Raw genomic sequence first — 18145 nt, 5'->3', positions numbered from 1 at the left:
TCAGGTCACCTCGTTGGTCGGGGCGGGGGCCGTCCGCGCGGGCGTGAGTCGCGGCCGGGACGGCAGCCGGACGCTCCCGGCGGCGACCCCGGCGATGATCAGTGCGGCGCCGGTCAGCCGCGTCGTGCTGACGTGCTCGCCGAGCAGCAGGGCCGCCGACACGAGCCCGAACGGCGGCACGAGCAGCGAGTACATGGCGACCGTCCCGGCCTCGTACCGGCGCATCAGCCATCCCCACGCACCGAAGCCGAACAGCGTCGCGACGTAGGCGATGAACGCGAGCGAGGCGACCCCGGCGACCGACAGGTGCCGAGCCGCGTCCGGCAGCGCCCCCGGCCCCTCGAAGATCAGCGACAGGACGAGCAGCGGGACCGGCGGCACCAGCGACATCCACACCATGAACCCGAACGCGTCGACCGGCTGCTCGGTGACCTGGTTCATCCGGCGCATGCCGACGTTCGCGAGCCCCCAGCCGGCGGCGCCGCCGAGGCACATCAGGAACGCCGCGATGGGCGAGCCGCCCTCGGCCTGCGCCACGCCGAGCAGGGCGACCCCGGCGAACGCGACGGCCATCCCCGCGATCTGCCGGGCGCCGAGCCGCTCGCGCAGCAGCACGCCCGCGAACAGCGCCGTGAAGATCGCCTGCACCTGGAGGACGACCGACGCCAGCCCCGCCGGCATGCCCATGTTCATGCCGAGGAACAGCAGCCCGAACTGGCCGACGCCGAGCGGCACGCCGATCAGCACGAACCAGCGCGCGGCGACGGGCGGCCGGCGGACGAGGAACACCGCGGGCACCGCCGCGGCCGTGAACCGCAGCGCGGCCATCAGCAGCGGCGGGAAGTCCTCCAGCGCCACCTTGATCGGGACGAAGTTGAACCCCCACAGCGCCGCGATCACGGTGGCCAGCAGGACGTGGCGCGGTCTCATGTCCCGATCGTCACGAAATACTGGCTTTAGGACAAGCGAGAAATTCTTGACTTCTCGATTTAGTATTGCTTCATGCTTGATCTGGAACGGCTGCGCGCCCTGCATGCGGTCGCGACCTACGGCTCGGTCAGCGCCGCCGCCGACGTCCTGCACGTCACCACGTCCGCCGTCTCCCAGCAGCTCGCCAAGCTGGAGCGCGAGACCGGGCAGAAGCTGCTCGAACGCAATGGCCGGGGCGTCCGGCTGACCGACGCCGCCGACCTCCTCGTCGCGCACGCCGAGCGGATCCTGTCCCTCGTCGAGCAGGCGCAGGCCGACCTGGAGGCGCACCGCGGCTCGGTCGTCGGCCGGCTCACCGTCGCCGCGTTCCCCACGGCCGTGCGCGGGCTGATGCCGGCGGCGCTGCGCGCGCTCCGCGCCGACCACCCCGACCTGCGCGTCCGGCTCCGCGAGGAGGACCCGCTGCGCAGCATGCCGCTGGTCTTGCGCGGCGACCTCGACATGGCCGTCGTCCAGGACTGGAACAACGAGCCGTTGCCGCTGCCCGAGGGCCTGCACAAGGGCGTGATCTGCCACGACGTCGCGGACGTGGCGCTGCCCGGCGACCACCCGCTCGCCGGGCGCGACACGATCGACCTCAAGGAGCTGGCCGGCGACCCGTGGATCAGCTCCGTGCCGGACAGCATCTGCTGCGACTGGCTCCTGCGCACGCTCCGCGCCGTCGACAGCGAACCCAGCATCGACCACATGGCCTACGAGTTCGCGACGCAGCTGGCCCTGGTCGCGGTGGGGCTCGGCAACGTGATCCTGCCGCGCCTCGGCCGCTGCGACGTGCCGCCCGGCGTGGCGATCGTGCCGCTGTCGGAGCCCCTGTCGCGCCGGGTCTACGCGGTGTGGCGGGAGGAGGCGGCGCGACGCCCGGCAATCCGCGCAGTCGTCAGCGCCCTACGCGCCGCCGTCCCCACAGACGCCCTCGCCGATGATGCGCCGGTGGTGGGGGTGCCGGGCTGATCGGACAAGTCGCCGCAAAAACCGCTGTTCGGTAAGTTCATCACGATCATGGACTTGCGGAGGGGCACGTGGACGGGGACCGGCGGGTCGGCGAGCAGTGGCGGGTCGACGGGTACACCGAGGTGCGCGAGCTCGGCGCCGGCGCGCAGGGGCGGGTCGTGCTGGCCCGGCACGAGCCGTCCGGCACGCCGGTGGCGATCAAGTACCTGGCCGTCCGGGCGGACGAGGCCGACCGGGAGCGGCTGCGCCACGAGGCCCTGATGCTCGGCCGGGCCGGCAGCCCGCACGTGGCGCGGCTGTTCCGGCTCGTCGAGGGGCCGGACACGGCCGCGATCGTCATGGAGGCCGTCGACGGCGTCTCCCTGAAGGAGCTGCTGGAGCGGCACGGCGCGCTCGGCCCGGAGGCGGCGCTGGCCGTCCTCAAGGGCTCGCTGCTGGGGCTCGCCGCCGCGCACGCGGTCGGCGTCGTCCACCGCGACTACAAGCCCGCGAACGTCGTCGTCCCGGCGGACGGGCGGAGCCGCCTCGTCGACTTCGGCATCGCGGCCCCCAGCGGGCAGGAGGCGGGCGGCGCCGGGACCCCCTACTACATGGCGCCCGAGCAGTGGAGCCGGCACGTCGCCACGCCCGCGTCGGACGTGTACGCGGCGACCTGCGTGTTCGTCGAGTGCGTGACGGGGCACCGGCCCTACGCCGGGACCCGCGCCGAGCTGATGCGGGCCCACCTGACCGGCGAGGTCCCGATCGACGCCGTGCCGGAGGCGCTGCGCCCGCTCGTCGAGCGCGGCATGGCGAAGGCGCCGGAGGAGCGCCCGGCGGGGGCGGCGGCCTTCGTGGACGACCTGGAGCGCACCGCCCAGGCGGCCTACGGCCGGAACTGGGAGGCGCAGGGCGTGCGCGCCCTGTCGGCGGGCGCCGTCGCGCTCGCGGCGCTGTTCCCGCTCGCCGCCTGGCTGCTGCCGGGCGCCGCGGGCACCGCGGCCGGCGCCGTCGGAGCGGCCGGAGCGGCCGGAGCAGCGGGAGCAGGTGCCGCCGGAGCGGGCGCGGCCGGGGCGGGCGCGGCCGGGGCGGGCGCCGCCGGGGCCGGGGCCTCCGCGGCCGGGACGGCCTCGGCCGCGGGCAAGGTCGGTGCGGCTGCGGCGATCAAGGCGTTCTTCGGCACCGGCGCCGGGCTGACGGCCGCCGCCGCCGGGACGGTCGTGGTCGTCGGCGCGGGCGCGCTCACGATCACGCTGGTCACCAAGCAGGATCCGGAGCCGCGACCGTCCGCGACGGTGCAGGCCGCGGCCAACGTCGCGGACGTGCGGCCGTGCGTCACGCGGGCGCCGGGCGCGGACCTCCCCCCGCCCGAAGGCCCCGCGAAGGTGACGCTCCCGGCCCAGGTCAAGCTGCCGAAGAACGCCGCCGTGTACCGGTCCGGCCAGGGGCTGCTGATCGGTCCCGCGGGGGTCGAGTGCGAGGGGTCGATGGGCGCGAACGGCGGCTCCAGCACGATCGGCGACTTCGGGACGGCGCAGGTCACCCAGGTCTGGCAGGGATCGATCGGCGGGATCCGGAGCCAGCTGTGCCAGTACTTCCCGGAGTCCGCGCAGGCGGACCGGGAACGCGCGCAGGGCAACGAGTGCACGAGCATCCTGGGCAACTGGGAGATGCTGGAGACGGGCGTCCCCGGCGTCCAGGCCATGATCACCCGCGGGCCGGGCACCGACGATCTCCCGGCGTCGCCCGCCGTGAAGGCGGAGGTGGCCGTCCTGTCCGCGCGGGGCGTGGCCGCGCCGATCAGCTGCGTCGCCCCGGCGGTGAACGCCGACATCTGCAAGTCGGCGCTGGTGTTCTGGTTCGTCCAGCAGCTGGCGGACGCGAAACCGCCGGCGGCCGTCCTCGACGACGCCGCCCGGCGCATCGCCGGGTACGTCGACGCCACCCGCATCTGAGCCCCGCGCCGGCCCGTCCGCCCCGTCCGGGCGGTCCGGGCCGGGGACCGTCCAGGCGCGCGGCGCGGGTAACCTGACCGGCGATGACTGACACGACGATCGTTCACCTGCTCCGGCACGGTGAAGTGCACAATCCCGAGGGCGTCCTGTACGGGCGGCTGCCCGGGTACCGGCTCAGCGAGGACGGCGTCCTCATGGCGAAGGCCGCCGCGAAATGGTTCACCGACCGGGACGTGACCGCGCTCTTCTCCTCACCGATGCAGCGGGCGCTGGAGACGGCGGCGCCGCTCGCGGACTCGCTCGACCTCCCGGTGACCGTGGACGATCGTCTGATCGAGGCCGACAACCACTTCGAGGGGCTGACGTTCGGGGCCGGGGCCGGCTCGCTGCGCCGCCCCGAGCACTGGCGGCACCTGGTCAACCCCTTCAAGCCGTCCTGGGGCGAGCCGTACAAGGGGCTCGCCGCGCGGATGCGCGCCGCCGTGATCCGGGCGCGGGAGGCGGCGCGCGGCCACGAGGCCGTGTGCGTCAGCCACCAGCTGCCGATCTGGATCCTGCGGCTGCACGCCGAGCACCGCCGGCTGTGGCACCACCCGAGCCGGCGCGAGTGCGGCCTCGCCAGCCTGACGAGCCTGACGTTCCAGGGCAGCCGGCTGGTCGAGGTGACCTACTGCGAGCCCGCCGCCGGCATCGCGAGGGGACCCAGTGTCGCCGGTGCCTGACCGCACCGCTAGGTTGTACTACGTCCTGTAGTAGTAGGAGGGTCCAGTGAACCCCCGAGTCTCCCCACTGCGCGCCGCCGCGGCCGCCGTCGCCCTGTGCGGCCTGCTCGCGGGCTGCGCCGGGACGGGTGCCGCCGGGAGCGGGCCGGACGGTGCCGACAACAGGTTCATCTCCGGCGACGGGAACATGACGCGGTACGCGCCCGGCGACCGCAAGAGCGTCCAGGACGTCACCGGGGAGCACCTCGACGGCAAGCCGTTCAAGCTCTCCGAGCTGAAGGGCAAGGTCGTCGTCGTCAACTTCTGGGCGTCGTGGTGCGCGCCGTGCCGGGGCGAGGCGCCGTCGCTGGAGCAGGTGTACACCGAGCGCAAGGCCGAGGGCGTCGAGTTCGTCGGCGTCAACTTCAAGGACTCCAAGGCCAACGCGCAGGCGTTCGAGCGCAAGTTCAAGGTGACCTACCCGTCGCTGTTCGACGCGGACGGCCAGGTCACGCTGGCGTTCCGGGAGGTGCCGCCGAGCGCGATCCCGAGCACGCTCGTGCTGGACCGGCAGGGCCGCGTCGCCGCCCGCATCATCGGCGCGACGACCTACTCCAAGCTGAACCCCCTGGTCGCCAAGGTCGTGGCGGAGAAGTGAACACGGCGGCGGCGTGAGCACGGTCAACGAGACGGTCGTCAACGGGTCGCTGGTGGCGGCGGCGCCGCTCGCGGCCCTCGCCGGGCTCGTCTCGTTCGCCTCGCCGTGCGTCCTGCCGCTGGTCCCCGGCTACCTGTCGTACGTGACCGGGATGACCGGCGCCGACCTCGCCGAGCAGCGGCGCGGGCGGCTCCTCGCCGGCGCGCTGCTGTTCATCGCGGGCTTCAGCGTCGTGTTCGTCAGCTACGGCGTCGTCTTCGGCGGCCTCGGCCGGTGGCTGCTGGAGTACCAGGACACGATCACCCGCGTCCTCGGCGTCGTCACGATCGTGTTCGGCCTCGCGTTCATGGGGCTGATCCCCGGCCTGCAGCGGACGGTGAAATCCGGGCGCCTGCCGGCGGCGGGCCTCGCCGGCGCGCCGCTGCTCGGCCTCCTGTTCGGACTCGGCTGGACGCCCTGCATCGGGCCGACCCTCGGCGCCGTGCAGGGCCTGGCGATCACCGAGGCCAGCGCCGGGCGGGGCGCGCTGCTGTCGCTGGCGTACTGCCTCGGCCTCGGCCTGCCGTTCGTCGCGACCGCGATCGCCTACCGCAGGGCGCTCGGCGCGTTCAGCGCCGTGAAGCGCCACTACCCCCTGGTCATGCGGATCGGCGGGGGGATGCTCGTCCTCATCGGGGTGCTGCTGGTGAGCGGCCTGTGGGGGGACCTGACCATCGAGCTGAAGTCGTGGATCAGCGGCTTCGAACCGGTGATTTGAGATGACTGAGACAACCGAGACCGGTACCGAGGCACCCGCCGCGCGGCAGGCGCCCGCGGAGGTGCCGCGCCCCAAGGGGATCGGGCCGTTCGGCTGGCTGCGCTGGGGCTGGCGGCAGCTCACCACGATGCGCACCGCGCTGATCCTGCTGTTCCTGACGGCGCTCGGCGCGGTGCCGGGGTCGGTCCTGCCGCAGCGGGGCCAGGCGCCCGAGAAGGTCGTCGCCTACCTGGACGAGCACAAGACGCTCGGCCCGTGGCTCGACAAGCTCTCGATGTTCGACGTGTTCGCCGCGCCCTGGTTCGCGGCGATCTACATCCTGCTGTTCGTGTCGCTGGCGGGCTGCGTCCTGCCCCGCGCGGTCAAGCACTACAAGTCGATGCGGGCCCGTCCGCCGGCCGCGCCGCGCAACCTGGGCCGGCTGCCGCAGACGGCGACGTACGAGACCGACGCGTCCCCGGACGAGGTCCTCGCCGAGGCCCGCACGGTGCTGCGCGGGCGCCGGTTCCGGGTGGACGTCGACGGCGGCGCCGCGTCCGCCGAGAAGGGCTACCTGGGCGAGTCCGGCAACCTGCTGTTCCACCTGGCGCTGCTCGCGCTGCTGTTCGCGCTCGGCCTCGGCAACCTGCTCGGCTACCGGGGCAACGTCCTGCTGACCGAGGGCAAGACGTTCGCGAACTCGCTGGGCCTGTACGACCAGTTCCAGCCGGGGCGCGCGTTCCGCAACGGCGAGCTGGCCCCCTTCACCATCCGGCTGGACGACTTCAAGGCGGAGTACGAGACCCAGGGCGCCAAGCGCGGCCAGGCCACCGAGTTCACCGCGAAGATGCACTACCGGTCGAGCCCGGGTGACGCGGAGAAGCCCTACGACCTGCGGATCAACCATCCGCTGAAGGTCGGCGGCGCGAAGGTGTACCTGCTCGGCCACGGCTACGCGCCCGTGTTCACCGTCCGGGACGCCAAGGGCAACGTCGCGTTCGAGGACTCGGTGCCGTTCCTGGAGATGGAGCCGCGCAACCTGACGTCCGAGGGCGTCATCAAGGCCCCCGACGCCGAGCCCGACCAACTCGCCTTCTACGCGATCCTGTGGCCGACCGCGGCCGCCAGCGAGGACGGCAAGCAGATCGTGTCGGCGTTCCCGGCGCCGCTCCGCCCGGTCGTCACGGTCACCGCCTTCAAGGGCGACATCGGGCTGGACGCGGGCACCCCCCAGTCCGTCTACAAGCTGGAGGGCATCGGCAAGACGCTCCAGCCGGTCAAGGGCGGGCAGAAGCTGCTGGAGCCGGGCGAGACGTTCAAGCTGCCCGGCGACGCCGGCTCCATCACGTTCGACGGGCTCAGGGAGTGGACGAGCCTGTCGGTCAACCGCGACCCCGGACGCATCCCCGCCCTGATCGCCTCCATCCTCGCGGTGCTCGGCGTGGCGACCTCGTTCATGGTCCGGCGGCGCCGGGTGTGGGTCCGTGCGAGCGCCGGAGAGGGCGGGCGTACGGTGGTCGAGGTCGGCGGTCTCACGCTGGGGAACCCGACCTCGGAGTTCGACGACATCGTGACCGCGCTGCGCGGTCCGGAGGACGAGCCGGGTCCGCGGGACGGACCCGGCCCGGAGCCCGGACCCGACCCCGAGCCCAGTCCAGAGCCCGAGCCCAGTCCAGAGCCCGAGCCCGGTCCCGAGCCCGGCGAGATCGACCCCGGCGCCGATCAGGAATCCGGGTCGGCCCCCGAACCGAAGGAGTGACGAGGTGAGCAACGCCGACCTGGCGACCCTGAGCGACAAGCTCATGCTGACCACCGTCGTGCTGTACATCGTCGCGCTGGTCGCCTACGCCGCCGACCTCGGCTTCGGCCGTCGCCGCGCGGTGGCCGGCGGCGAGCAGGCCGTGACCGAGAAGGAGCAGGCGAAGGTCCTGGTCGGCGCGGCCGGCGCGAAGAGCGCCACCGGCGCCGCGGCCACCGCGCAGACGGCGGACGCGGCCGGCACGGCGGCGGACGAGAGCGGTTCCGAGCGCGCCCGCATCGACTGGGCGAGCCTGGCCGTGCTGCTGAACGTGCTGGGCTGGGGCGCGCACCTGGGCGTCCTGGTGACGCGCGGGCTGGCCGCGAACCGGTGGCCGTGGGGGAACATGTACGAGTTCCTCACCGCGATCGCGTTCGCCGCCGTCACCGCGTTCGTCGTCGTGATGTTCCGCTACAAGGCGCGGTTCCTCGGCGCGTTCGTCATGGCCGCCGCCGTCGTCGCGCTCGGCGTCGCCAACATCTGGCTGTACGACTCGGTGGGCCCGGTCAGCCCGGCGCTGAACTCCTACTGGATCGCCATCCACGTGACCGCGGCGATCATCGCGACCGGCTCGTTCACGGTGGCGGGCGCCGCGACCATCCTGTACCTGGTGCGGGACCGCGCGGAGACGCGCGGCGGAGTCGCGGCGGGCGGCGTCCTGTCCCGGATGCCGTCGGCGGACACCCTCGACCGGCTGTCGATGCGCGTCACGATGTTCGCGTTCCCGATCTGGACGGCCGCGATCATCATGGGCGCGATCTGGGCCGACCAGGCGTGGGGCCGCTACTGGGGCTGGGACCCGAAGGAGATCTGGTCCTTCATCACCTGGATCATCTACGCCGCGTACCTGCACGCTCGCGCGACCGCGGGCTGGAAGGGCCGCAAGGCCGCGATCCTGTCGCTGGTCGCGTTCGCCGCGCTGCTGTTCAACTTCTTCGGCGTCAACTACATGTTCTCCGGCCTGCACTCCTACGCTTAGGCGCAATACTCGGGGGATGACGGCGTGTCGGGTTCCGGCTTACCCTGCCTGCGGGGCCCGGTCCGGCGCGCACGCCGCTCGACGTCCACGGGGCCCGCAGACAGAGGAGCCCGATGCGCTTCAAAGGCGTCCACCGCAAACCCCGGGAGCAGCGGACCCGGGAGGCGCCGCACGGCGGCCGGCTGCGGGCCGACGCGGCCCGCGACGAGCGCCGGCAGGAGGTCGCCTACGCGCCGTCCCCGCCCGACTCGGGGCAGGTGCGGCCGCGCAGCAACCAGCCGCGCGACCGCTTCGGCCGGTTCCGCAAGGCCGGCCGTGACGACGGCTTCGCCGCGCCGGGGCCGGACGCCGCCGGGCCGGAAGCCGTCGACACGGCGGGCGGCCCGCGCGGGCTGACCGGCAGGCTGGCGCGGCGCGTGCACGGGCGGCCGCGCACCGCCGACTACTCCTGGAGCGACTTCGAGCTGGAGGACGACCGGCTCCGCGTCGAGCCGTACCCGCCGGGCATGCCGCACGCCGCCGACGGCCGCCGCAACTGCGGCGTGCTGGAGAGCGTCATGGTCCGGCAGTGGGACGTCCGGGACGGGCCGCCGACAGCCGAGGTCATCGGCGCCGTGGACAGCCTGGCGTCGCTGCCCGAGCCGCTGAAGGACAAGCTCGCGGCCGGGCTCGACGGCATCTACGTGGGGCCCGGCGGCGTCCCGCAGCTCGACGACATGGGCCACCTGCGCGACCGTCCGCTGCCGTCCGGCCGCGCCACCTGGGACATCTGCGCCGGCGCCTACGGCGACCGCAAGATCGTCGTGGGGGACCGGCCGTCCCCGACGCCCGACGTGATGCTGCACGAGGTCGGGCACGCCCTCGACGACATCGACGGCGACGACGGCGAGTGGACGTCCGACAGCCCCGCCTTCCGCCGGCTGTACGAGGAGTGCCGCCCGCACCTGGCGAGCGCGTTCCACAAGCAGCCGGACGCGCTCGGCCGCCGCGAGTTCTTCGCCGACGCGTTCGCCGCGATCTCCTCCCGGCAGCGGCCCGCGCTCGTGGATATGCTCGCCGGCAACATCAGGACGGCCCTAGAGGTCATGCTCTTCTTCAACCGCAGGTACGGGATCTAGGACACTGCGATGGCAGACGGCGAGGGTGATCGACGATGTACGTGATCCGGCTCCCCGACGGCACGCTCCGGGTTCCGCACAGCGTGGTCTCCGAACCGGTCGTCTCCGATGCCGAGGCCGAGGCCGCGGCCGGGCCGGCGGCGCGCGAGGGGCGGATCATCGCCGACGCCTACGTCGAGATCGGGCCGGGGGACCCCGACTACGACCGGCTCCTCGGCGAGTCGCTCACCGAGGAGGAGATGGCGGACCGGCGGCGCCGCTGGCGGGACGAGGACGCCGACCTGCTGCAGCGGTTCGAGGAGTGGAAGGGGGATGCGGAGGACTGAGCGCGGGGGACTGAGCTCGGGGGGACTGAGCGCGAGCCCCGCGCGGGGCACCGGTGTGCGGGACGACTCCGGCCGCCCGGCTGGAGGGACCGATCCGTGGCGCGGCGGTCCGGGCGGCCAGAGCGTCAGCGGGCCGAATGCTCGGCGACGGGCTCTTCGCCGCGCAGCAGCGCGTGCACCTCGGACTCGCGGAAGCGCCGGTGGCCCCCCGGAGTGCGGATGCTGCTGATCCGGCCGGCGGCGGCCCACCGGGTGACCGTCTTCGGGTCGACCCGGAAGAGGGCGGCGACCTCCCCCGGGGTCAGCAGGCGCTCGCTCGTGCTCTCCACGTTTTCTCTCCCCCTTTGTCCCGCTCTCGGCGCGGGTGGACTGTTTAACAGTGTGGCGGGTCAAGACCGATTTCTCCCTTGTTTTCGGAAAAGATCACCGACCGTAGTTTCCCGAGCAGGAGCGATCGCGCTGAGTGTTCGCCACCCGTGGCGCAGCGTCCACACTGACCCCGTTTGACCTGCCATGTAACCCCGGAAACGCGCCCCCGCGCGCCCCTTCGCGGCGGCCGAAGTAGTCTTCGAGACCATGTCCGATCTAGTCTCGCTGCCGGAGATCGAACGGGCCGCCGAGCGCATCGCCGGTGTCGCCGTCCGGACCCCGCTCGTCCCGTTCCCCCGCGACCCCGCACCCGCCCCGGCCGGCGCCCCCGAGGAGCCGGCGCTGCTGGTGAAGGCCGAGTCGCTGCAGCCGATCGGCGCCTTCAAGCTGCGCGGCGCCTACGCCGCGATCTCCGCCCTCAGCGCCGCCGAGCGCGCGGCCGGCGTGGTGACCCACTCCAGCGGCAACCACGCGCAGGCCGTCGCCTACGCCGCCCGCGCCCTCGGCAGCAAGGCCGTGCTGGTCATGCCGCACACCACCCCCGCCGTCAAGGTCGAGCGGTGCGTCGCGCTCGGCGCCGAGGTCGTCTACGTGGAGCCGACCGCGCAGGCCCGCGCCGAGACCGCCGACAAGCTCGCCGCCGCGCACGGCTTCGCGCTGATCCCGCCCTACGACGACGCGCGGGTCATCGCCGGGCAGGGCACCGCCGGGCTGGAGATCGTCCGCGACCGGCCGGACGTCGACGTCGTGCTCGTCCCGGTCAGCGGCGGCGGCCTCATCGCCGGCGTCTCCGCCGCCGTCAAGGCGCTGCGCCCCGAGGCGAGGGTCATCGGCGTCGAACCGGAGCTCGCCGCCGACGCACGCGACTCGATGGCCGCGGGCCGCCCGGTCTGCTGGGACGCGGAGAAGACCGGCCGCACCATCGCCGACGCCCTGCGCGTCCAGCAGGTCGGCGACCTCCCGTTCGCGCACATCCAGGCCCACGTGGACGCCGTCGTCACCGTCACCGAGGACGAGATCCGCCGCACGATGCGCCGCCTCGCCCGCGAGGCCCGCCTCATCGCCGAACCGGCCGGCGCCGTCGCCACCGCCGCCTACCTGTACCACCGCGCCGAACTCCCGGCGGGCCGCAGCTACGTCTCGATCCTGTCCGGCGGCAACGTGGACCCGGCCCTCTTCCTGGACGTTCTGCGGTGACCGCACCCCGGGGACGGACCACGCGCGACCGGGGTTAACCTCGAAGTGCCATGAGTTCCGTCATCTTCTACACCCTCGCCCGGCTCGCGATCTTCGCGGCGACCGCCGGGGTACTGGCGCTCGTCGGCGCCCGCGGCTTCCTCCTGCTGCTGATGGCCCTGCTGATCAGCGGCGTCGTCAGCTACGTCCTGCTGTCCTCGCAGCGCGACCGCATGTCCGCCGCCGTGGCCCGCGGCTACCGCGGCCAGCGCCAGAAGTTCCGGAAGTCCCTCACCAAAGAGGACGCCTGAGCGACGGCGCGGCCCGGGTGCCCGCTGGGGCGACCGCGGGCGCGCGGGGTGGTCGGGGCAGTCTCTAGGGTGGGGGCATGACCCGCGCCTCTCTTGACAAGCAGCCCGCCGATGTCGCGGCGATGTTCGACGGCACCGCCGAGCGGTACGACCTGCTGAACACGCTGATGACCGGCGGGCAGGACCGCAGGTGGCGGCGGGAGGTCGTGCGGGCGCTCGAGGCGCGGCCGGGCGAGCGGATCCTCGATCTCGCGGCGGGGACGGGCACGTCCTCGGTGCCGTTCGCGCAGGCGGGCGCCGAGACGGTGGCGTGCGACTTCTCGCTCGGGATGCTGCGGGTCGGGGTGCGCCGGCAGGCGGACGTGCGGCGGCTGAGCTTCGTGGCGGGGGACGCGCTGGCGCTCCCGTTCGCGGACGGCTCGTTCGACGCCGTCACGATCTCCTTCGGGCTGCGCAACGTCGCCGACACCGGGCGGGCGCTGCGCGAGCTGCGCCGGGTCGCCCGGCCGGGCGGGCGGCTGCTGGTCTGCGAGGTGAGCCATCCGCCGAACGCGCTGCTCGCGCTCGGCCACAAGGCGCACCTGCGGTACGGGCTGCCGCTGCTGGCGCGGGTCAGCTCCAATCCCGACTCCTACCGCTACCTCGCCGAGTCGACGCTCGCCTGGCCCGACCAGGCGGCGCTGGCGCGGCTCATCCAGGACGCCGGCTGGGACGCGGTGCGCTGGCGCGACCTCACCTTCGGGGTGGCCGCGCTGCACCACGCCGTCAACCCGGCCTGACACGCCACGACCGGTGGGCTGGGACCGGTCCAAACTCAGACCGACCCAGAAGTACCCACCAGTCGTGATAAAGGAATAGACTCCCCTGTCGGATCCTTGTGAAGTGCTTCACAAGCGAACGAGCTGAAGAGGAACGCCGTGACCGACTCCACCCGACACGCGGACGTGATCGTCGTCGGGGCAGGCCCCGCCGGATCATCGACCGCCTACTGGCTCGCCCAGGCGGGCCTGGACGTGTTCCTGCTGGAGAAGGCCACCTTCCCGCGGGACAAGATCTGCGGCGACGGGCTCACCCCGCGCGCCGTCCGCGCGCTCATCGGCATGGGCGTCGACATCAACGACCCGGGCTGGGGGCGCAACAAGGGGCTGCGCATCTACGGCGGCGGCGTCAAGGTCGAGCTGCCCTGGCCCGAGCTGGCGTCGTTCCCCGACTTCGGGCTCGTCCGCAAGCGCACCGACCTCGACCAGCTCCTCGCCGAGCACGCCGCGAAGGCCGGCGCGCGGCTGCTGCAGGGCTGCAACGTGACCGGCCCCATCCTGGACGAGCGCACCGACCGCATCATCGGGGTCACCGCCGTCCTCGACGGCGAGGAGCTCGAGTTCCGCGCCCCGCTCGTGGTCGCCGCCGACGGCAACTCGACCCGGCTGTCGCTCGCCATGGGGCTGCGGCGCCGCGAGGACCGCCCGATGGGCGTCGCCGTCCGCCGCTACTTCCAGACGCCGCGCCACGACGACGACTACATGGAGGCGTGGCTCGAACTGTGGGACGGCGAGCGCCTCCTGCCCGGCTACGGCTGGGTGTTCGGCGTCGGCGACGGGACGTCCAACGTCGGCCTCGGCCTCCTCAACACGAGCAAGGCGTTCCAGAGCGTCGACTACCGCGGCATGCTGACGCGCTGGTGCGCGCAGATGCCGGAGGACTGGCAGTTCGCCGAGGAGCACGCCACCTCCAAGATCCGCGGCGCGGCGCTGCCGATGGGCTTCAACCGGCAGCCGCACTACACCCGCGGCATGCTGCTCGTCGGCGACGCCGGCGGCATGATCAACCCGTTCAACGGCGAGGGCATCGACTACGCGCTGGAGTCCGGCCGGCTGGCCGCCGACATCATGGTGCAGGCGCTCGCCCGCCGCACCCCGGCGCAGCGCGAGCGGACGCTGTACGAGTACCCGCGCATCCTGAAGGACGAGCACGGCGGCTACTTCACCCTCGCCCGCGTCTTCGTGCAGGCGATCGGCGACCCGCGCGTCATGAAGTTCCTCACATCGCACGGCCTGCCGCACCCGACGCTGATGCGCTTCACGCTCAAGCTCCTCGCCAACCTGACCGACCCCAGGGGCGGGGACGCGATGGACCGCGTCATCAACGCCATGCAGAAGGTGGCTCCGTCGGCATGAGCGAGCGCGTGACACGGCTGATCGAATTCAAGCTTCCGCAGGTGAGCGGACTACAGTGCATTACCCGACCCCCTGAGGGGAGCGCTATTGATCACCTTGGTTAGGGCGGCGGGTCGCGGCCGGCCCGTCCCGTACAACGTCGTACGTCCCGAGGAGAGGTCGTAGAGATATGGATCTCTATATTCCGATCATCGTGCTTGGGGTGCTCGCCTTCGCCTTCGCCGGCGGTTCGGTGCTGATGGCCGCGTTCACCGGCCCGAAGCGGTGGAACCGCGCCCGGCTGGACGCCTACGAGTGCGGCATCGAGCCGACCCCCCAGCCCGTCGGCGGCGGTCGTTTCCCGATCAAGTACTACCTGACGGCGATGCTCTTCATCGTCTTCGACATTGAGATCATCTTCCTTTATCCCTGGGCGGTCGCTTTCGACCGGATGGGGCTCTTCGGCCTTGTCGAGATGGTTCTTTTCATCGTCACCGTGCTCGTCGCCTACGCCTACATCTGGCGGCGCGGCGGTCTGGAGTGGGACTGACATGGGCCTAGAGGAGAAACTCCCGAGCGGATTCCTGCTGACCACGGTCGAGCAGCTCGCGGGATGGGGGCGCAAGAGCTCGGTGTGGCCGGCGACGTTCGGCCTCGCGTGCTGCGCGATCGAGATGATGGCGGCCGGGGACCCCCGGCACGACTTCTCCCGGTGGGGGATGGAGCGCGCCTCGGCGACGCCCCGGCAGGCCGACCTGATGATCGTCGCGGGCCGGGTGAGCCAGAAGATGGCGCCGGTGCTGCGGCAGATCTACGACCAGATGACCGAGCCCAAGTGGGTCATCGCGATGGGCGTGTGCGCCTCGTCCGGCGGCATGTTCAACAACTACGCGATCGTGCAGGGCGTGGACCACATCGTCCCGGTGGACATCTACCTGCCCGGCTGCCCGCCGCGGCCGGAGATGCTGCTGGACGCGATCCTGAAGCTGCACGACAAGATCCAGAACACCAAGCTCGGGGCACACCGCGAGAAGCAGATCGCCGAGCTGGAAGAGGCCAAGCGCCGCCAGCTGCCGCTGCTCGGACAGGGGGCCTGACGTGAGTTCCGAGCACCCTGAGCAGCAGGCCGAGCAGGCCGCCGACCAGCTTCCCGCGCAGACCGAGGAGGAGCGCCGGGAGCAGCCGATCGCCCGCAAGGGCATGTTCGGCGCGAAGACGACCGGCGACACCTCCGGCTACGGCGGGCTCGTCGTCCGGCAGAGCCCGAAGGTGTCGGCGCCGCGCCCCTACGGCGGGCCGGGCGGCGCCGCCGAGCGCGGCGAGTTCGACGACATCGCCGACGAGCTGGAGCGGGCCCTCCGGGGTCCGGGGTCGTCCCCGGAGAAGGCAGGGCCCGACTTCGGGGACGCGATCGAGCGGGTCGTCGTGCACCGCGGCGAGCTGACGTTCCACGTCAAGCGCGAGCACCTGCGCGAGGTCGCCAAGACCATGCGGGACGACCCGTCGCTGCGCTTCGAGCTGTGCTCGGGCGTGTCCGGCGTCCACTACCCGAAGGACGAGGGCGCCGAGCTGCACGCCGTCGTCCACCTGCTGTCGATCACGCACAACCGGCGGGTCCGGCTGGAGGCGGGCTGCCCCGACGCCGACCCGCACGTCCCGTCGCTGGTCCCCGTCTACCCGACGGCCGACTGGCACGAGCGCGAGACGTACGACTTCTTCGGAATCGTCTTCGACGGCCACCCCGCGCTGACCCGCATCGAGATGCCCGACGACTGGGTGGGGCACCCGCAGCGCAAGGACTACCCCCTCGGCGGCATCCCCGTCGAGTACCGAGGAGCGGAGATTCCGCCGCCGGACGAGAGGCGGTCGTACGTATGAGTTCGACGAAGTACACCGAGTACGACGCCTACGCCGCCGAAGAGGCGGCCGAGGGCCGGGTCTTCGACGTCGACGGGCAGGACTGGGACAAGGTCGTCTCCGCCGCCGAGGACCTCGGCGACGAGCGGCTCGTCATCAACATGGGCCCGCAGCACCCGTCCACGCACGGCGTGCTCCGGCTGATCCTCACGCTCGACGGTGAGACGGTGAACGAGGCCCGGGTGGGCATCGGCTACCTGCACACCGGCATCGAGAAGAACATGGAGTTCCGCACCTGGACGCAGGGCACCACGTTCTGCACCCGGATGGACTACCTGGCGCCGCTGTTCAACGAGACGGCGTACTGCATGAGCGTCGAGCGGCTGCTCGGCATCGAGGACCGGATCCCGGAGCGCGCCCAGATCATCCGCGTGATGATGATGGAGCTGAACCGGATCTCCTCGCACCTGGTCGCGATCGCCACGTTCGGGCTGGAGCTCGGCGCGACGACCGTGATGCTGAACGGGTTCATCGAGCGCGAGTACACCCTCGACCTGTTCGAGGAGATCACCGGCCTGCGGATGAACCACGCCTACATCCGGCCGGGCGGGGTCTCGCAGGACCTGCCGAGCGGCGCCACCAGCAAGATCCGCGACTACCTGGACCGGATGCCCAAGCGGATCCAGGCGCTGCGCAAGCTGATGGACGACAACCCGGTCTTCAAGGCCCGCACGCAGAACATCGCGTACCTGGACCTGACCGGCTGCATGGCGCTCGGCATCACCGGCCCGGTGCTCCGCTCGACCGGCATCCCGTGGGACCTGCGCAAGTCGCAGCCCTACTGCGGCTACGAGACCTACGACTTCGACGTCCCGACGCAGGACACCTGCGACGTGTACGGCCGCTACCTCGTCCGGATGGACGAGATGGAGGAGTCGCTCAAGATCGTCGAGCAGTGCCTGGACCGGCTGCAGTCGGTCAAGGGCCCGGTCATGATCGAGGACAAGAAGATCGGCTGGCCGGCGCAGCTCGCCATCGGCGCGGACGGCATGGGCAACTCGCCCCGGCACATCGCGCACATCATGGGCACCTCGATGGAGGCGCTGATCCACCACTTCAAGCTGGTCACGGAGGGCTTCCGGGTACCGGCGGGGCAGGCGTACGTGCCGATCGAGTCGCCGCGCGGCGAACTCGGCGCCCACGTGGTCAGCGACGGCGGGACGCGCCCGTACCGCGTGCACTTCCGCGAGCCGTCCTTCGTCAACCTGCAGGCCACCCCGGCGATGAGCGAGGGCGGCATGGTCGCCGACATCATCGCGGCGGTCGCCAGCATCGATCCGGTCATGGGGGGAGTGGACCGATGACATACGAACCCGACGTACGAGAGCGGCTGGAGCGGGACGCCAAGGAGATCATCGGCCGCTACCCGCGGCCGCGGTCGGCGCTCCTGCCGATGCTGCACCTGGTGCAGGCGGAGGAGGGCCACGTCACCAAGGACGGTGTGGCGTTCTGCGCCGAGACGCTCGGCATCACGCCCGCGCAGGTGATGGGCGTCGTCACGTTCTACACGCAGTACAAGCAGAAGCCGGTCGGGGACTACCACGTCGGCGTCTGCACGAACACGCTGTGCGCGATCATGGGCGGCGACCAGATCTGGGACGAGCTGAGCGAGCACGCCGGGGTCGGCCACGACGAGACCACCCCGGACGGCAAGGTCAGCCTGGAGCGGGTCGAGTGCAACGCGGCCTGCGACTTCGCCCCCGTGGTGATGGTCAACTGGGAGTTCTTCGACAACATGACTCCCGAGAAGGCCAAGCGGCTCGTCGACGACCTGCGCGTCGGCAACGACGTGCTCCCCTCCCGCGGCCCGAACCGCCTGGCCACCTGGCGGGAGGCGTCCCGCGTGCTCGCCGGGTTCCCCGACGGGCTCGCCGGCGAGGGCGTCCAGGCCGGGCCGGAGTCGCTGGTCGGCCTGAAGCTCGCGCACGAGCGCGGCTGGACGGCGCCGCCCACGGCGGTTGCCGGGGGGTCTGGGGGGTCGTCCCCCCAGAGTGACAGCGCCGACGTGGACCGCGAGCGGCCGGACGA

19 protein-coding genes and 1 pseudogene are annotated in these 18145 nt (G+C 72.4%); 18 read left to right on the top strand and 2 right to left on the bottom strand.

The genetic code is table 11. The features are described 5' to 3' along the window. Window positions 1-930: an EamA family transporter gene (locus ABZ806_RS30300; RefSeq protein ID WP_500220838.1), complete on the bottom strand. Its 930-nt coding sequence runs from the start codon at window positions 928-930 to the stop codon at window positions 1-3. 72 nt (window positions 931-1002) lie between these two features. On the opposite strand from ABZ806_RS30300, the gene ABZ806_RS30295 reads away from it, so the two are divergent. The 9 genes from ABZ806_RS30295 to ABZ806_RS30255 all read left to right on the top strand — a co-directional run bounded on the left by ABZ806_RS30295 (window position 1003) and on the right by ABZ806_RS30255 (window position 10191). Further along, entirely contained in the window at window positions 1003-1941 is a 939-nt protein-coding gene (locus ABZ806_RS30295; RefSeq protein ID WP_500220837.1) for a LysR family transcriptional regulator, read from the top strand. Between the two features lie 68 nt (window positions 1942-2009). Further along, complete coding sequence (locus tag ABZ806_RS30290; RefSeq protein ID WP_500220836.1) at window positions 2010-3875, top strand: serine/threonine-protein kinase; 1866 nt, start codon at window positions 2010-2012, stop codon at window positions 3873-3875. A gap of 83 nt (window positions 3876-3958) precedes the next feature. Further along, window positions 3959-4597: a histidine phosphatase family protein gene (locus ABZ806_RS30285; protein ID WP_500220835.1), complete on the top strand. Its 639-nt coding sequence runs from the start codon at window positions 3959-3961 to the stop codon at window positions 4595-4597. Window positions 4598-4643: 46 nt separating this feature from the next. Then, complete coding sequence (locus tag ABZ806_RS30280; protein ID WP_500220834.1) at window positions 4644-5234, top strand: TlpA family protein disulfide reductase; 591 nt, start codon at window positions 4644-4646, stop codon at window positions 5232-5234. A gap of 13 nt (window positions 5235-5247) precedes the next feature. Beyond that, window positions 5248-5991: a cytochrome c biogenesis CcdA family protein gene (locus ABZ806_RS30275; RefSeq protein WP_500220833.1), complete on the top strand. Its 744-nt coding sequence runs from the start codon at window positions 5248-5250 to the stop codon at window positions 5989-5991. Between the two features lies 1 nt (window position 5992). Continuing rightward, window positions 5993-7729 carry a cytochrome c biogenesis protein ResB gene (gene resB / locus ABZ806_RS30270; RefSeq protein WP_500220832.1) on the top strand — a complete coding sequence of 579 codons (1737 nt, stop codon included), beginning with the start codon at window positions 5993-5995 and terminating at the stop codon, window positions 7727-7729. Window positions 7730-7733: 4 nt separating this feature from the next. After that, window positions 7734-8747, top strand: a complete 1014-nt coding sequence (gene ccsB / locus ABZ806_RS30265; protein ID WP_500220831.1) for a c-type cytochrome biogenesis protein CcsB — start codon at window positions 7734-7736, stop codon at window positions 8745-8747. 113 nt (window positions 8748-8860) lie between these two features. Then, window positions 8861-9865 (top strand): hypothetical protein, encoded by a 1005-nt coding sequence (locus tag ABZ806_RS30260; protein WP_500220830.1) that lies wholly within the window; start codon window positions 8861-8863, stop codon window positions 9863-9865. 35 nt (window positions 9866-9900) lie between these two features. Continuing rightward, a complete protein-coding gene (locus ABZ806_RS30255) occupies window positions 9901-10191 on the top strand; it encodes a hypothetical protein (protein WP_500220829.1) in 291 nt (96 codons plus the stop codon). Window positions 10192-10316: 125 nt separating this feature from the next. Here the strand turns inward: ABZ806_RS30255 and ABZ806_RS30250 are convergent, their stop codons facing one another. Then, window positions 10317-10520: a BldC family transcriptional regulator gene (locus ABZ806_RS30250; protein ID WP_021593176.1), complete on the bottom strand. Its 204-nt coding sequence runs from the start codon at window positions 10518-10520 to the stop codon at window positions 10317-10319. A 247-nt stretch (window positions 10521-10767) separates the two neighbouring features. On the opposite strand from ABZ806_RS30250, the gene ABZ806_RS30245 reads away from it, so the two are divergent. The 9 genes and pseudogenes from ABZ806_RS30245 to nuoE form a co-directional block, all read left to right on the top strand. Further along, window positions 10768-11757, top strand: coding sequence for a threonine ammonia-lyase (locus ABZ806_RS30245; RefSeq protein ID WP_500220828.1), 990 nt, complete (start codon window positions 10768-10770; stop codon window positions 11755-11757). A 50-nt stretch (window positions 11758-11807) separates the two neighbouring features. Next, entirely contained in the window at window positions 11808-12047 is a 240-nt protein-coding gene (locus tag ABZ806_RS30240; protein WP_500220827.1) for a DUF4229 domain-containing protein, read from the top strand. Window positions 12048-12124: 77 nt separating this feature from the next. Next, window positions 12125-12826, top strand: a complete 702-nt coding sequence (locus ABZ806_RS30235) for a demethylmenaquinone methyltransferase (protein ID WP_500220826.1) — start codon at window positions 12125-12127, stop codon at window positions 12824-12826. A gap of 138 nt (window positions 12827-12964) precedes the next feature. Further along, window positions 12965-14221 carry a geranylgeranyl reductase family protein gene (locus ABZ806_RS30230; RefSeq protein WP_500220825.1) on the top strand — a complete coding sequence of 419 codons (1257 nt, stop codon included), beginning with the start codon at window positions 12965-12967 and terminating at the stop codon, window positions 14219-14221. Window positions 14222-14390: 169 nt separating this feature from the next. Next, the gene (locus tag ABZ806_RS30225; protein WP_067629213.1) at window positions 14391-14750 is read left to right on the top strand and encodes an NADH-quinone oxidoreductase subunit A; all 360 of its coding nucleotides are present in this window, start codon (window positions 14391-14393) and stop codon (window positions 14748-14750) included. A 1-nt stretch (window position 14751) separates the two neighbouring features. Then, the gene (locus ABZ806_RS30220) at window positions 14752-15297 is read left to right on the top strand and encodes a NuoB/complex I 20 kDa subunit family protein (protein ID WP_500220824.1); all 546 of its coding nucleotides are present in this window, start codon (window positions 14752-14754) and stop codon (window positions 15295-15297) included. Between the two features lies 1 nt (window position 15298). Further along, window positions 15299-16078: an NADH-quinone oxidoreductase subunit C gene (locus tag ABZ806_RS30215; protein WP_500220822.1), complete on the top strand. Its 780-nt coding sequence runs from the start codon at window positions 15299-15301 to the stop codon at window positions 16076-16078. After that, window positions 16075-17421, top strand: a complete 1347-nt coding sequence (locus ABZ806_RS30210; RefSeq protein ID WP_500220820.1) for an NADH-quinone oxidoreductase subunit D — start codon at window positions 16075-16077, stop codon at window positions 17419-17421. The genes ABZ806_RS30215 and ABZ806_RS30210 overlap by 4 nt, the downstream gene beginning before the upstream one ends. After that, window positions 17418-18083 (top strand): annotated as a pseudogene (nuoE, locus tag ABZ806_RS30205) (NADH-quinone oxidoreductase subunit NuoE); the annotation flags it as partial. The gene ABZ806_RS30210 and the pseudogene nuoE, both read left to right, overlap by 4 nt. Window positions 18084-18145 lie beyond the last annotated feature (62 nt).

The sequence above is a fragment of the Spirillospora sp. NPDC047418 genome (assembly GCF_040643275.1).
In the GTDB taxonomy this organism is placed as follows: Bacteria; Actinomycetota; Actinomycetes; order Streptosporangiales; family Streptosporangiaceae; genus Spirillospora.
This window is presented reverse-complemented; position numbering and strand designations above follow the sequence as displayed.